This is a genomic window from Mycobacterium sp. E2327, from assembly GCF_001672675.1.
Lineage (GTDB): Bacteria > Actinomycetota > Actinomycetes > Mycobacteriales > Mycobacteriaceae > Mycobacterium.
In genome coordinates this window covers 1-13,468 of sequence record NZ_LZKE01000124.1, presented here as the reverse complement: position 1 = coordinate 13,468, position 13,468 = coordinate 1, and the positions used below count along the sequence as shown (strand labels likewise).

General features: G+C 68.6%; 15 protein-coding genes. 6 read left to right on the top strand and 9 right to left on the bottom strand.

The window, feature by feature from the left end:
* Positions 1-9: 9 nt before the first annotated feature.
* Together A5712_RS14820 and cbbX are read right to left on the bottom strand one after the other, a co-directional pair.
* Positions 10-891 carry a LysR family transcriptional regulator gene (locus A5712_RS14820; protein WP_068106416.1) on the bottom strand — a complete coding sequence of 294 codons (882 nt, stop codon included), beginning with the start codon at positions 889-891 and terminating at the stop codon, positions 10-12.
* On the bottom strand, positions 888-1,856 hold the full coding sequence (gene cbbX / locus A5712_RS14815; protein WP_068106414.1) for a CbbX protein: 969 nt from the start codon (positions 1,854-1,856) through the stop codon (positions 888-890). The genes A5712_RS14820 and cbbX overlap by 4 nt, the downstream gene beginning before the upstream one ends.
* A gap of 65 nt (positions 1,857-1,921) precedes the next feature.
* Between cbbX and A5712_RS14810 the strand changes: the two genes are divergently transcribed.
* Positions 1,922-2,416, top strand: a complete 495-nt coding sequence (locus A5712_RS14810; RefSeq protein WP_082973446.1) for a BlaI/MecI/CopY family transcriptional regulator — start codon at positions 1,922-1,924, stop codon at positions 2,414-2,416.
* Here A5712_RS14810 and A5712_RS14805 read toward each other — a convergent pair.
* Together A5712_RS14805 and A5712_RS14800 are read right to left on the bottom strand one after the other, a co-directional pair.
* Entirely contained in the window at positions 2,379-3,581 is a 1,203-nt protein-coding gene (locus tag A5712_RS14805; RefSeq protein ID WP_068106411.1) for a GAF domain-containing sensor histidine kinase, read from the bottom strand. The two genes, A5712_RS14810 and A5712_RS14805, sit on opposite strands and share 38 nt — an antisense overlap.
* A complete protein-coding gene (locus A5712_RS14800; protein ID WP_068106406.1) occupies positions 3,578-4,246 on the bottom strand; it encodes a response regulator transcription factor in 669 nt (222 codons plus the stop codon). The genes A5712_RS14805 and A5712_RS14800 overlap by 4 nt, the downstream gene beginning before the upstream one ends.
* A gap of 142 nt (positions 4,247-4,388) precedes the next feature.
* On the opposite strand from A5712_RS14800, the gene rpe reads away from it, so the two are divergent.
* The 4 genes from rpe to A5712_RS14780 are packed head-to-tail and all read left to right on the top strand — an operon-like array spanning position 4,389 to position 8,774.
* Positions 4,389-5,087, top strand: a complete 699-nt coding sequence (gene rpe / locus A5712_RS14795) for a ribulose-phosphate 3-epimerase (RefSeq protein ID WP_068106402.1) — start codon at positions 4,389-4,391, stop codon at positions 5,085-5,087.
* Complete coding sequence (gene tkt, locus A5712_RS14790; protein ID WP_068106399.1) at positions 5,084-7,117, top strand: transketolase; 2,034 nt, start codon at positions 5,084-5,086, stop codon at positions 7,115-7,117. Before rpe ends, tkt begins: the two co-directional genes overlap by 4 nt.
* Positions 7,118-8,068 carry a phosphoribulokinase gene (locus A5712_RS14785; RefSeq protein WP_197519392.1) on the top strand — a complete coding sequence of 317 codons (951 nt, stop codon included), beginning with the start codon at positions 7,118-7,120 and terminating at the stop codon, positions 8,066-8,068.
* 16 nt (positions 8,069-8,084) lie between these two features.
* Positions 8,085-8,774, top strand: coding sequence for an HAD-IA family hydrolase (locus tag A5712_RS14780; protein ID WP_231982129.1), 690 nt, complete (start codon positions 8,085-8,087; stop codon positions 8,772-8,774).
* Positions 8,775-9,221: 447 nt separating this feature from the next.
* On the opposite strand, the gene A5712_RS14775 is transcribed toward A5712_RS14780, so the two are convergent.
* The 3 genes from A5712_RS14775 to A5712_RS14765 all read right to left on the bottom strand — a co-directional run bounded on the left by A5712_RS14775 (position 9,222) and on the right by A5712_RS14765 (position 12,033).
* Positions 9,222-10,163 (bottom strand): S1C family serine protease, encoded by a 942-nt coding sequence (locus A5712_RS14775; RefSeq protein ID WP_068106392.1) that lies wholly within the window; start codon positions 10,161-10,163, stop codon positions 9,222-9,224.
* A gap of 120 nt (positions 10,164-10,283) precedes the next feature.
* Positions 10,284-10,823, bottom strand: coding sequence for a GNAT family N-acetyltransferase (locus tag A5712_RS14770; RefSeq protein WP_068106389.1), 540 nt, complete (start codon positions 10,821-10,823; stop codon positions 10,284-10,286).
* A 4-nt stretch (positions 10,824-10,827) separates the two neighbouring features.
* Positions 10,828-12,033, bottom strand: coding sequence for a serine hydrolase (locus A5712_RS14765; RefSeq protein ID WP_068106386.1), 1,206 nt, complete (start codon positions 12,031-12,033; stop codon positions 10,828-10,830).
* A 56-nt stretch (positions 12,034-12,089) separates the two neighbouring features.
* On the opposite strand from A5712_RS14765, the gene A5712_RS30850 reads away from it, so the two are divergent.
* A complete protein-coding gene (locus A5712_RS30850) occupies positions 12,090-12,389 on the top strand; it encodes a hypothetical protein (protein ID WP_156766576.1) in 300 nt (99 codons plus the stop codon).
* Between the two features lie 3 nt (positions 12,390-12,392).
* Here A5712_RS30850 and A5712_RS14760 read toward each other — a convergent pair whose 3' ends face one another.
* Entirely contained in the window at positions 12,393-13,025 is a 633-nt protein-coding gene (locus A5712_RS14760) for a class I SAM-dependent methyltransferase (RefSeq protein WP_068106383.1), read from the bottom strand.
* A gap of 10 nt (positions 13,026-13,035) precedes the next feature.
* Positions 13,036-13,468, bottom strand: a 433-nt coding sequence (locus tag A5712_RS14755; RefSeq protein WP_197519391.1) for an HNH endonuclease, incomplete at its 5' end; no start/stop codon positions are given.

Sequence of the window (13,468 nt, the reverse complement as noted above, 5' to 3'; positions counted from 1 at the left end):
GGGTGGGGTTCAGTCGGGCGAACTCCACCCGAGTTCGCGATGGGCAAGCAGATGGTTGATGAGCAGCTCCGTCGAACCCGTGCAGGGTGACTGCGTCACGATGTGCCATGGCCGGTCCAGGGGCGTGCCGGACACCGCCAGCTCGACCAGCGCGCCCGAATCCAGCTCGCGGCGCACCGCCTGGCGCGACGCCAGCGTCACGCCCAGCCCCGCCACCGCGGCGGCGATCACCGCGCCGTGCGAGCCCAGCACCATCTGCGGGGGAGTGACCTCGAGTTCCTCGAGCAGCGCGGCGGTCGTCGCCCGGGTACCCGAACCCGATTCGCGCAGTAGCCATGTCGCGTGCGCGGGGTCGAAGCGCCGCGCGGCCTCGGGTGGGCCGACGACGACGAGTGTGTTCGGGCTGACGGCGCGCACCTGAACCTGATCGAGGTCCGACGGGGGGCGTCCGGCCACTACGACGTCGGCTTCGTGGCTGGCCAGCATGGGCCAGATCGCGGCTCTCGAGGCCACTTCGAGTTTGCAGTCCACGCCGGGATATTTGCCGGTGAACGAGGCGAGCAGCGCCGGCAGCAGCAGTTCACCGGCGGTGGTCACGGCGGCGAGACGAATCGATCCGCGCTCGGGGTCGGCCTCTCCGCGCGCGGCCAGCATGGCCTCCTGATGCAAACCCAAAATCTTGCGCGCGTACTCCGAATAGCGTTGCCCGGCCGGTGTGAGCCGCACGCCCCGGCCGTGTCGGTCGACGAGCGGGACGCCAACCTCGTTGCTGAGGCTGCCCAGCGCCGACGAGATCGCCGACTCGGTGACCACCAGCCGCTCGGCCGCCCCGCGAACCGACCCGGTGTCGGCGAGTTCGACGAGGGCGCGTAACCGGGCGTTGGTCGTCACGGCCCGTCCGCCTTGGCGGTGTCTTCGTCGAACACGCGGCTGGCCAGCAGGTCCTCGGCTTCGATCGTGGTCAGCGCCGCCAGATCCACACGCGGGTCCGCGTTTTCGAGCAGCCGCCGGGCGTGCCGAAGCCTCGCGCGTTCGATCGCGTTGCGCACGCTGCGGGCGTTGGCGAACCAGGGCTGACCGACACGACGAACTAGATACTGGCGCAACGCCTCTCGCCCGCCGGCGGAGAAGGTGTACTCCAGCCCTCCGGTCATGAGGACCGCGATCTGCTCGAGTTCGTCGACGGTGTAGTCGGGAAAGGTGATGTGGTGGGCGATGCGGCTTTGCATCCCGGGATTGGCCGAAAAGAACTGATCCATCTTGTCGGCGTAGCCCGCCAGGATGACGACGAGATCTTCGCGGTTGTTCTCCATCACCTGAAGCAGGATTTCGATCGCCTCGGCCCCGTAGTCTCGTTCGTTCTCGGCCTTGAACAAGTAATAGGCCTCGTCGATGAACAGGACCCCGCCCATCGCGCGCTTGATCACTTCCTTGGTCTTGGGCGCGGTGTGCCCGATGTATTCACCGACGAGGTCGTCCCGGGTCACGCTGACCAGATGTCCTCGGCGCAGATAACCGAGCCTGTGCAAAAGGTCGGCCATCCGCAGCGCGACGGTCGTCTTGCCGGTCCCCGGGTTACCCGTGAAGCACATGTGCAGCGTGGGCTGCGGCGCGCTGAGCCCGTAGCGGGCACGCGTCCGGTCGACGAGCAGCAGCGCCGCGATCTCGGCGATGCGGGTCTTGACCGGCGCCAGCCCGACCAGATCGGTGTCGAGCCCGGCGAGCACGTCGTCGACGCCGGCGTCACGGCGCGCCGCCGCGAGGTCCACCAACGCATCCGGCGCCAGCACGGTCGCTTTCGGCTCCTCCGGGGTGACGAAACCGAAAGAACGACGGACTGTTTCGGTCGCCTGCATGGCATGAATCGTGCCAGCAAAAGATCAACATGTCTATTGAGAATCGATCACACAAGATGAAGTAAATGGTTGATCAATTCACCCGGCGCATCCACCCCCTGGGTGAGGCCGCGGTGTCGCCGCGGAGGATAGGGTCGGCCGTGGCCAACTGGAAGTCCGGCCGGAAGCTGTTGGGACAGCTCGAACGCCGCGTCATGGAACAGTTGTGGAGCGATCCCGGCCCGCAGACCGTGCGGGAGGTGCACGCAGCGCTCTCGGTGAGCCGGGACCTGGCGTACACCACCGTCATGACGGTCCTGCACCGGCTGGCCGACAAGGGACTCGTGGTCGCGCACCGCGCCGGCCGTGCCCACCGCTACGCGCCGGCGCGCGGCCGCGACGAGTTGGTCGCCGAGCTGATGCTGGACGCGCTGGACCAGGTGGCCGATTCGCGCGACCGGCGGGCCGCCCTGGTCCACTTCGTCGAAAGCGTCCGGGCCGAGGACGCGCACGCGCTGCAACGCGCGCTCGACGAGTTGGAGGTCAAGCACGCGTGGACGGCAGCGGAATCGTCGCCGTGACCGACGTGCCCGAGCCCGGCCGCGACCGGATGTGCAGCCGCCCGCCGACGAGCTCGGCGCGCTCCGACATCGACAGCAGGCCATAACCGCGCGTTTCGTCGTTGCCCAGCGGGTGCTCAAGAGTGTCGAAACCCACTCCGTCGTCGATGATTTCGAGTCGGGCGGTGTCGTCGTCGACGGCGAAGACCAGCCGCGCCAGCGACGCGTCGGCGTGCTTGACGACGTTCTGCAGGCACTCCTGCGCGATCCGGTAGAGGGCGAGCTCGATGTGTTCGGGCAGCCGGGTATCGGCCAGGTCTACCTCGAGTTGGATCTGGGGGATCGAGCGGGCCAGGCTGGCCAGCCCGCCGGCCAGGCCGAGGTCGTCGAGGACGGGCGGCCGCAGACCGCCGATGGCCGCGCGTGCCTCCTGAAGCGTCAAGTCCACCAATTCGCGGGCAGCCTCCAGCTGCACGGAAGCTTCGTCCGGGTCGTCGCCGACGGCGCGCGCCGCCGCGTCCAGCCGATAGGACAGGGTGATGAGCCGTTGCGATATCCCGTCGTGGATGTCGCCGGCCAGGCGTCGGCGCTCGATCTCCTGCGCCTCGATGACCTGCTCGACGAAGTTCTCGTGCGCGCGTTCCCGGACCACCAGCTGGCGGTGCAGCCTCGCCTGGTGCAGCGCGCCCGCGATCAGGCGTCCGATCACCAGCAGCAGCTCGACGTCGCCCGAGGTGAACGCGCGCCGCTCGACCGTATGCACGGTCAGCTCACCGACGAGGCCGCCGGGATCGGTTTCCATGGGCACCGAAACCATGGACGTGAAACTTGAATCGTCCAAACCCTCGATGGGCAGGTACCGAGGATCGGACTCCTTGCGTTCGGTGATTACGACCGGTTGGCGGTGGCTGGCCACCCAGCCCGAGATGCCGGACCCCAACGGCAGCCTGACCTGCCCGACCTGGCGGTCGAACGGAGGGGTCGCGCCGGCCAGCGTCAAAGACCGGTCGGTGTCGTCGAGCACGTGCACGAAACAGACGTCGGTTCCGGTGGCGTCGGTGATCATTCGCGCCGCGGCGGCCGCCAGCGGCTCGACACCGGGTCCGCTGGACGCCGCTTGAATCAGCTCGCGCAGCAGCGCCAGCTCGCGGTCGGCCTCGACCAGGTCGCGCACCGTATTGCTCACTGGTAGATGCCTTCTCGCAGGGCGGTGGCGACGGCGGCGGTGCGGTCGCTCACGCCGAGCTTGCGGTAGATGGACCGCAGGTGACTCTTGACCGTCTCGTCGCCGATCACCAGTTTGTTGGCGATGCCGCGGTTCGACAGGCCGGTCACCATGAAGGACAGGATCTCGCTCTCTCGCTGGGTCAGGCCCTGCCGGGCGCCGGGCCAGAACTCGTCGCGTTGCAACCGTGAAGCCGTGTCCACCGCGCGCGCGGCCAGGCCCGGGTCGATTGCGGTCTCGCCGTTGCGCACCAGCTCCAGCTGGCGGACCAGATCGTCGCTGCTGATGCTCTTCAACAGGTAGCCCGACGCGCCGACCCGAAGCGATTGGAACAGATACTGCTCGTCGTCGTATACGGATAGCATCACGACCCTGCGGTTCGGATCGCGTTGGCGCAGAGCCAAACATAGATCGAGCCCGCTGGAGCCCTGCATCCGCACGTCGCACAGCACGACGTCGGGATCGAGGCTGTCGACGACGCTGAGTGCCTGCTCGACGCCGACAGCCTGGCCCACAACGCGAACCCGGCTGCTGAAGCCGGCGAGCATCGCCTTGAGACCCTCGATCACCATCTCGTGGTCGTCCACCAACACAAGCCGCACCGGGCCTGTGACCGCCGTCACCATGGCTACACCATAGAGGCCGACCTGCGCGCAGTCATGGGACTTTGGTACTCACACCGGCAGATAACCCGCTCAATCCCCCGCGCAGGGGGAACGTGCGCCCAGATCGCCGCCCTAGCATCGCTGCGAACCAAGAGGAGGTTGGATGGACACGCGCGTGCCGACTCTCGTCGCGTCAGTTCTGCCCGCGGACTTTTCGGAACTGGGCCAGGAAGTCCGGCAGCTGGAGAAGGTGGGGGTCGACCGAATTCAATGGGACGTGATGGACGGTCGTTTCGTCCCCAATCTCACCTTCGGGCCGGACGTCATCGCCGCCAATCGGCCCCACGTATCGATGGGGTTCGAGGCGCATCTGATGGTGGACGACCCGGATCCGATGCTCCCCCGATGGGTGGAAGCCGGCTGCGAGATCGTCATCGTCCATGCCGAGGCCACGCGTCACTTACACCGGACGCTTTCCGCCATAGCGGATCTGGGCGCGCGGGCCGGCGTCGCGCTGAACCCGGCCACCCCGCTGGAAGCGGTGACTAACGTCCTTGACCTTGTTGACCTCTTGCTGGTGATGACGGTTAACCCGGGATTCGGTGGCCAGCAGTATCTTTCGGCGATGGAACGCAAGATCGCCGCCGCCCGAGCGGAGATCGACGGGCGCGGGCTGGACATCGAATTGGAGGTCGACGGCGGCATTGGCGACGCGACAATCGGCGCCGCTGCGCGCGCCGGGGCCGACGTCTTCTGCGCCGGCTCGGCCCTGCTGAAAGGGCAGGGCGCGCTTGCGGATCGCGTGGCGGCACTGCGCGACGCGGCCGGGGCCGGAATCAAGGCCGAAGTCGGGGCGCGATGACCCTGGCACCCAGCACTGCCGGCAGCCGCCAGGCGCTGACCGACGAAGTAGACCGGCTCGCGATCACCACGTTGCGGTTCCTTGCGGCCGACGCCGTGCAGTCGGCGAACAGCGGCCACCCGGGCCTGCCGCTCGGCGCCGCGCCCGCCGCCTGGGTGCTGTGGTCGCGGCACCTGCGCCACGACCCGGCGGATCCGCACTGGCCCGACCGGGACCGGTTCGTGCTGTCAGCCGGGCACGGGTCCGCGCTGCTGTACGCGCTGCTGCACGTGTTCGGCTACGACCTGGCGCTGTCGGAGCTCGAGCAGTTCCGGCAGCTCGGCTCCCGCACACCCGGGCATCCCGAGTTCGGGCTGACCCCGGGAGTGGAAACCACGACCGGGCCCCTGGGACAGGGGCTGGCGAACGCCGTCGGAATGGCCTTGGCCGAACGGATGCTGGCAGCGCGCTGCAACGACGGCGAGCATCGGGTTGTCGACCACCGCACGTGGGTGCTGGCCGGCGATGGCGACCTGATGGAGGGCATCAGTCACGAGGCGGCCTCGCTGGCCGGACGGCTCGGGCTGGGGCGCCTGACCGTCATCTTCGACGACAACAACGTCACGATCGACGGCCCCGCCGAGCTCAGCTGCGCCGACGACGCGATGGCACGGTTCGCCGCCTACGGGTGGCACACGCTGTCGGTTGAGGACGGCAACGACGTCGCCGGCATCGACCGGGCCCTGGCCGAGGCCCGCGCCGTCGACTCGGCCCCCACGTTCATCAAGTTGCGGACCACGATCGGCTACGGGGCACCCGGCCTCGAGGGGACCTCGAAGGTGCACGGCAGCCCGTTGGGCGACGAAACCATCACGGCCATGCGAGAGAACGTCGATTGGCCGCCGACCGCGTTCTATGTGCCGGGAAACCTGCGCTCGGCGACGGCCGCCCTGGCGGCCGACGGCGCCGCGGCCCGGGCCGAATGGGTTCGCGCCTATGCCAGCTGGAGTGCCGACCATCCGCAGTTGGCCGTCGACTTTCCGCTCAACCGGGTGCCCGGCCCGCCAGGCGCCGAAGTCTTTGCGCGGCTGACGGACTCGGTGCCGCCGGGCCGGCTGGCCACCCGCCAAGCGTCCGGCGCCGCGTTGAAAGCCCTCGCCGCGGATTACCCGGCCCTGGTGGGTGGTTCAGCCGACTTGGCCGGGTCCACCAACACCGCCATTCCCGGCGGGGACGTAAGCGCCGGCGACTATGCGGGTCGCACCATTCATTTCGGCATCCGCGAGCACGCGATGGCCGCGGTCATGAACGGTATCTCGGTGCACGGCGGCTTGCGCCCATTCGGCAGTACCTTTCTCGTCTTCTCCGACTACCTGCGGCCGGCGCTGCGGTTGTCGGCGCTCATGGGCCAGCCCGTCATCTACGTGTTCACCCACGATTCGGTGTACGTCGGCGAGGACGGGCCGACGCATCAGCCGATCGAGCACGTCGAATCGCTGCGCCTGATTCCCGGGCTCACGGTGCTGCGCCCCGCCGACGCCGCCGAGACGGTGCTGGCCTGGGACATCGCCTCGCGGAACCTCTCCGGCCCGACGGTGTTGGTGCTCACCCGGCAAAACCTCCCGCCGCTCGGCGGCGCCCTGTCAACCGTGCGTGAACTGGGGTTCAGGGTGGTGCGCCAAACCAAGGGCGACGCCGACGTCCTTATCGCGGCCAGCGGGTCGGAGGTGTCGCTCGCCCTGGACGCCGCGGACCTGTTGGCCGATCGGGGCGTATACGCCGCCGTCATTTCGGTCATGTGGCGAGAACGGTTGCAGGAGGCGCTATCCGGTGATCCGCACCTGTGGGCCGACGCCCCGGTGGTGTGGGCCGAAGCGGGGGTCCGCACCGGATGGCGGGCCATCGCGCGGGATCGCGACGAGGTCGTGGGCCTGGACCGGTTCGGCGAAAGCGGGCCCGGGCCCCAGGTGGCCGCGCACCTGGGGCTGACCCCGACGGCGATCGCCAACGCCGCGCTCAAAGCCCTCGGTCGATCGCCGAGTTGGGAGTGAGTGGACGGGTTGCCCGAGAAGAGCGTCCGAATCGGTCGCGCCGCCCGCGAGCGTCGCCGGCCCGTCATGCTGGCGGTCGCCGGTGGTAGCGGTGCGGGCAAGACCACGGTCACTTCCGGCGTGGTCGAGGCCCTCGGGCCGGACCGATGCGTCTCGGTGTCCACCGACGATTATCAACGATTCGATCGCGCGGAGCGTCAAGGCAAACCGTTCACATCGCTGCACCCGGACTGCAGCTATATCGCGATCCTCGAACAGCACCTGCAACTGCTGGCCATCGGCCAGCCGGTGCTCAAACCGGTCTACGACCACGCCACCGGGTGCCGCGTGCCCCCTGAGCTGGTCGAGCCCAACGATGTCATCATCGTGCACGGGGTGCTGCCGTTGTACAGCAAGCTTGCGCGCGCCTGCTTTGACGTCACGGTGTTTCTCGACACGCCGGAGGAGGTGAGGCGCGATTGGAAGACGAAGCGGGACACGGCTCTTCGGGGGTACGGTCCCGATCAGGTGGCCGCCGAAATTGAAGCCGGCACGCTCGAATACTCGAGATTCGTTCAGCCACAACGAGCGCACGCCGATATCGTCGTCAGCTTCGCTCCGATCCCGTCGCGTGCGGATCCGCCGGGCACTCCGCTTTCCGTCGAGGTGCTGTTGCGCCCGACCATCCGCCAGCCCGACCTGACCGACATCTTGCGCCCCGCCTTGACCCATACGGCACATCTCCGGCTTGCCCGCGACACCGATGGCCGGCCCGTCGACAGCCTGCACATCCACGGGTACACCGCACCGGAAGAAAACGCGGCGGCCGAAAAGATCTTCTGGCATGCGCTGGGCGATGCGCGCAACGACGTGCCCTCGTGCCTGGGCAGGATCGGTCCCGACGCTCGCAGCACCCCTCTGGCCATCACACAAATGATCTTGCTGCACCACCTGCTTCATGGCCCGCGATAGCGCGGCCCTGTCGGCGGTGATCTTCGACGTCGATGGGACCCTCTCCGACACGGAGCGCGACGGCCACCGGCCGGCGTTCAACGAGGCGTTCGCCGTTCATGGACTCGAAATATCCTGGAGTGTCGAAGAATACGGACGGTTGCTGAAGATCACCGGCGGACGACGGCGAATCGCGGCCGATTTGCGGGAGCGTGGCTTCGGCGACCGGGCCGACGGCCTCGCCGCCGACATCCACCTCACGAAGACGGAGCTGTTCCGGCAGAGAGTGCTGTCCGGCGATCTCGTGGCGCGGCCGGGGCTTCGGGCGCTGGTCGACAGCTTGTCGGAGGAGGGCATCCGCATCGCGGTTGCGACCACCGGGCGGCGCGCTTGGGTCGAGCCGTTGGTGAGTCGGCTCCTCGGCGGCGAGGCGGTGGATGCGCTGGTGACCGGAGACGACGTCAGCCGGTTGAAGCCCGATCCGGAGGTTTATCACATCGCGCTGCGAAGGCTCGCGATTCGCCCGGAAAATGCTCTGGCGATTGAGGATTCGGAGATCGGCTTGCGGGCTGCGACCGCCGCGGGACTGGCCACGATCGTCGTCAGCACCGACTATACGGCGAACCAGGATTTCTCCGGGGCGTCGATGGTGCGAGCGGCCTTCGACGGGGTCGAACCTCTCCTCGCCGCGAGTTGCCGGCGGGTTCTGTCGCTTGCCCGCGGATAAGGTCGCGGTAGTACGACCACGGCTGGCGCTGCTCGGCGGGAATGCCCACCATCTGGTCCAAGAGGTTCGTGGCGTGCAGAGCCAGGTCGACATTCTGCTGAATACGTCCCAGGTCGCTGAACGCCCTGAAAATGTCGTCGCGGCCGATGCGAGGCACTCTCGTGCCCGAGAGCAGCTCTAGCGCCCCCAACAGGGCGGCGCGGACATCCCCGCACGCGCGGTGGATTTGGCGCTCGGGATCGGGTCGAGTGCCCCCGTGCGCGCGTGCGGTGGAGTTGGCGGCAGCTGGCATAGCCTTCTCCTGGTAATTGATTGGCCGACTTGAGGTTCGGGGCTCTTGGTACGGCAAACAGTAGCGGCGGCGGCGGCGCAGATGCAATTGATTTGCAAAAGCAAACAGCGCGGTATTCGCAGCGGAAAATGAAGCGAATCGTTGATCGAATCCCCTCAGCGGTGACCCAGCGACGCGTTCGTCGCGTTGCCGCTGGCGATCAACTGGTTGGCGACGCGCTTGGCCTGGTCGACGGGGATGGCGAAACCCACGCCGATCCAGCCGGCCGGGCCGCCGGGGTAAACGGCTCCCATCGTCGCGATGGCGGAATTGAGCCCGATCATTTCCCCGGCCGTGTTGACCAGTGCGCCGCCGGAGCTGCCGGGGCTCATCGTGGCGTCCGTCTGGATGGCGTCGAACACCGCGCTGCTGCCGGCGGGGCCGGTGACGCCCGACACCGGGCGGTGCAGCGCGCTGATCACCCCGGTGGTGACCGTGCCGTCCAGCCCGAGCGGCGCGCCGATGGCAACCACGTTTTGGCCAACCTGTAGGCCGGTCGACGAGCCCATGGTGATCGGGGCCAGGCCCGAAATCCCTTGAACGCGAACGACGGCGATGTCGGCGGCCGGATCGGCGCCCACGACGGTGAACGGCGCGGCGCGACCGTCGGCCAGCGTCGCCATGGTCGCCGCCGGGCCGGGGCCCGGCATCGATACGACATGATTGTTGGTGAGGATCAGCCCGTCGGCGCTCAGCACGACTCCCGAGCCCTCGTCGGTCCGCGCGGGGGTCGCCGTCTCGAGTTTGACCACACTGGGTCTCGCCTTGGCCGCCGCCTGCTCGATGGTGGCGGCGGGCGGCTGGGCAGGGGCGGAGGGACCCGTCGCGGCCGGGGCAATCGGGCGAAGTTCGACCACGAAGAGGGCGCCCGCGGCGCCGGAAAGCAGCGCAAGCGCGGCGGCGCCTACGATGATCCCCAACCGGGATCGCAAGCGCAGCAAGACCTTTGACGTGCGCGACGGCCGCGCGAAGCTTCGCCGGCCCTGGCGCAGTTCGTGACGGCCGCCAGGCAATTCGTGGCGTCCGTGCCCGTGGAAGGGCCGCGTGGCGGTGGTCATCGGCAGGCCACCTTCTCCCTATCGCTACCGGCTCGCGTGTGCCCCGATGCACCTCATGTCACATCTCGGATTCCCACTAACCATGCGGGGAAACCTCCTCGCGCCTCGCGAACCGCTGCGTTAGCGCAGGATCTTGGCGTAGAGCAGGCTGTCCTGCGGCTCGGGTCCCATGGTGGGGAAGACGGCGTAGCGGCCGAGTCGGCCCTCGAGGACGAAACCGGCGCGTTCCAATAGCCGCGCCGAGCGCTCGTTTTCGACGCTGCACGACGCCCAGACGCGGTACACCCCGCGATCGGCCTGCAGCGCCGACATCAGCAGGTCGAGCACCTCGGACATGTAACCCTTGCCCCACCAACGTCGTCCCATGCAGTAGCCGATCTCGACCGAGTGCGGCACGGCGCGCCGGCAGCTGGTCAGCCCGATGAGTTCGCCGCTGTTCTTCAGCGCGATCGCCCAGGTCCGCTCTTCGTCGCTGACGTTGAGCTTTTCGGTGATGACCCGCCTCGTCGCGGCCACGTCGGGGTGCGGCGCCCAGAGCAGGTACTTGGTGACCTCGGGGTCGCGCGCGATCCGCTGGAAGAGCGCGCCCGCGTCGTCGAGCATCGGTGGGCGCAGCACCAGCCGTTGCCCGGTGATGCGGACGGGCGGGTAGTCGACCATGGCGTTAGAGCCCGAGCGCCTGATAGGTGCGGCGGACGAACTTCGGTTGCGCCGATTGGAGTTTCGCCAGCGACGTGTTGCCCGCGACGGCCGCGGCCACATCCGCAGACATGTCGGGCAGGTTCTGCACCAGGTACATCAGCACGAGATCGGCGGACGGGTCGGCCTGCCACCACGTCCCGTAGGCGCCCGGCCAGCTGAACGTTCCCACACCGCCGGGCCCGAACAGCGGTGCGCTCTTGGCCGGATCGGTCACGACCGACAGGTTCAGCCCAAATCCTCGGCCCACCCAATACGGCGCCCCGAGGAAGTTGTGCCGCTTCTGCTCGTCGGTGAGCCGGTCGGTCCGCATCAGCCGGGCGGACTCGGGGGAGAGCACCCGCATGCCGTCGATCGTCCCGTCGCCCAGCAACATCCGCACGAACCGGAGGTAGTCGTCGGCGGTCGACCACAGCCCCCCGCCGGCGTTGCAGAAGGACGGTGGCTTGATGTGCGGCGGCCCCATCGCGTCGTGGTGCAGCCGGCCCTCGCCGTCGAGCCGGTACATGGTCGCCGCGCGGCGGCGCCCCGCGGGAGAGACGAAGAACCCGGTGTCGGGCATGCCGACCGGACCCAGGACCCGTTCCTCGAGAACCTCGTTGAACGGCTTGCCCTCGATACGCGACGCGATGACCCCCAGCAGGTCGATGGAATGGCTGTAGGTCAATCGGTCACCGGGCTGATGCACCAGCGGCAGCTTGGCCAGCTCGCTCAGCCAGGCGTCCGGGCCCTGATTGAACGGCAGCCGCACGTAGGCCTTGGCGATCGGCCCGGATACGGAGAAGCCGTACGCCAGGCCGCTGGTGTGGGTGAGCAGGTCCTCGATCAGGATGGCGCGGCGCACCGGGTGCGTCCGGTCCAGCGGACCGTGCGGGTCGTCGAGCACCCGCACGTCGGCCAGTTCCGGCGCCCAGTGCACCACCGGGTCCTTCAGCGTCAGCTTGCCCTCGTCGACCAGGCTCATCACCGCCGCGACCGTGACCGGCTTGGTCATCGATGCGATGCGGAACAGCGTGTCGCGCCGCATCGGCACGCTCGCGTCGATGTCGCGGTAGCCGATCTCGTTGACCTGCAGCACTTCTCCGCGCTGCCACACCATCGTCAACGCGCCCGCGAGCAGGCCTGCGTCGCACACTTCGCGGATAGAGGCCTGATTGACGTCGAGATTCACCGGTTCAGGGTAACTAGCGCTGTACATCCAGCTCGGACGGGTCGAGAATGGCTGTCATGGCGACTCGAACCGCCATGAGGATTGCCGCAGCGTGCGGCGGTGGTGCCGCCGCGCTGGCCCTGGCGTTCGGAAGCGTCGAGGTCGACGGTGTTGGTGCGCCACGCATCAACGCGGACCCCCCGACGACCGTAGAGCCGACGCCCTCATCTCCGGACGACCAATGCTGCGACCCGGACCAACCCCAAGCGTCGGCCGCCTGGGAGTGCAAAATCGGCCTGAACTGCGGGCCGATCCGTCCGCGCCGCACCTGGCCCCCGCCCGCGCCGCCGCCGCCGAGCCCTCCTCCGCCGCCGTAGCAGCTAGCGTCGCCGCGCCCGGACGTGCCAGAACGCCATTTCGACCTGGTTGCCGTCCAGCTCGCGGCGCACCGTCGCGGGCTCGAGGGATTCGATGTCCCAGCCGTCTCCGCCGAGGACGTCGCGCAGCGTCTCCTCGGACACCACGGGGCGGGGCCACTCGTCGTCGCTCTGATTCGCGTCGGAGAAGCAGCTGATCAGCAACGTGGCTCCGGGCCTGGTCGCCCGGTGCGCCGCGGCGGCGTAGCGGCGCTTTCCCTCGTCGTCGAGGCAGTGGAACATGCCGCTGTCGACAATCGTGTCGAACGCCTCGGTGTAACCCTCGAGCCGCGTGGAGTCGGCCACCGCGAACGTTACGTCGACCCCGGCGTCTTGGGCGCGCCGCTCGGCGGTGACCAGCGCGGTCGGTGAGATGTCCAGCCCGGTCACGTGATAGCCGTTGCGTGCCAGATAGATTGCGTTGTCGCCGAGCCCGCAGCCGATGTCGAGGACGTCGCCGTGGACGAAGCCGCCGGCGTGCCAGGCGATGACGTTCTCCTTGGGCGCCTTGGTATCCCATGGTGGTGTGGCCATCGCCGGCAGGCCTTCGCCGGGACTCTCACCGCGATAGAGCGCGTCGAAATCAAGACCTGTCATACCCGCCAGCTTAGGCGGCGTGCAGATCGGGCAGCGCGATCGCGATCCGGAGCTCGATCTCACTGACTTCGATCGGGAATTGCCCGGGCGGTGGCGGCGCGCCGGATTGGTAGCGCATCCCGGTCGGTGTCTCGAATTCGGCTCGGTGGCCGCCTGTTTCGTCCACGGCGGCCGTGACGCGCCAGCCGGGCGCCTCCTTGGCGTAGTTACAGCGTTCGCACATCCCCAGCCCGTTCGCCGCGCTGGTGGCACCGCCTTGATGATGGGGTCGGGCGTGATCGCGGTGCCGGACGGGCGCGTCACAGTAAGGCGTGCGGCAGCCCTGATCTCGCAGCCCGATGAACGTTGCCAGCCCCTTCGGGAAGCGACGCGCCCGCGACTCCATGGCCACCAGCGCCCCCGAGCCCGGATGCCGGTACAGCCGCCGCAACGTCGCGCGGGAC

Coding starts and splice junctions, on each gene's coding strand:
- cbbX (WP_068106414.1), bottom strand. CDS start 1,856: ATGCAGGCGACCGAAACAGTCCGTCGTTCTTTCGGTTTCGTCACCCCG.
- A5712_RS14810 (WP_082973446.1), top strand. CDS start 1,922: ATGGTTGATCAATTCACCCGGCGCATCCACCCCCTGGGTGAGGCCGCG.
- A5712_RS14800 (WP_068106406.1), bottom strand. CDS start 4,246: ATGGTGACGGCGGTCACAGGCCCGGTGCGGCTTGTGTTGGTGGACGAC.
- rpe (WP_068106402.1), top strand. CDS start 4,389: ATGGACACGCGCGTGCCGACTCTCGTCGCGTCAGTTCTGCCCGCGGAC.
- tkt (WP_068106399.1), top strand. CDS start 5,084: ATGACCCTGGCACCCAGCACTGCCGGCAGCCGCCAGGCGCTGACCGAC.
- A5712_RS14775 (WP_068106392.1), bottom strand. CDS start 10,163: ATGACCACCGCCACGCGGCCCTTCCACGGGCACGGACGCCACGAATTG.
- A5712_RS14770 (WP_068106389.1), bottom strand. CDS start 10,823: ATGGTCGACTACCCGCCCGTCCGCATCACCGGGCAACGGCTGGTGCTG.
- A5712_RS30850 (WP_156766576.1), top strand. CDS start 12,090: ATGGCGACTCGAACCGCCATGAGGATTGCCGCAGCGTGCGGCGGTGGT.
- A5712_RS14760 (WP_068106383.1), bottom strand. CDS start 13,025: ATGACAGGTCTTGATTTCGACGCGCTCTATCGCGGTGAGAGTCCCGGC.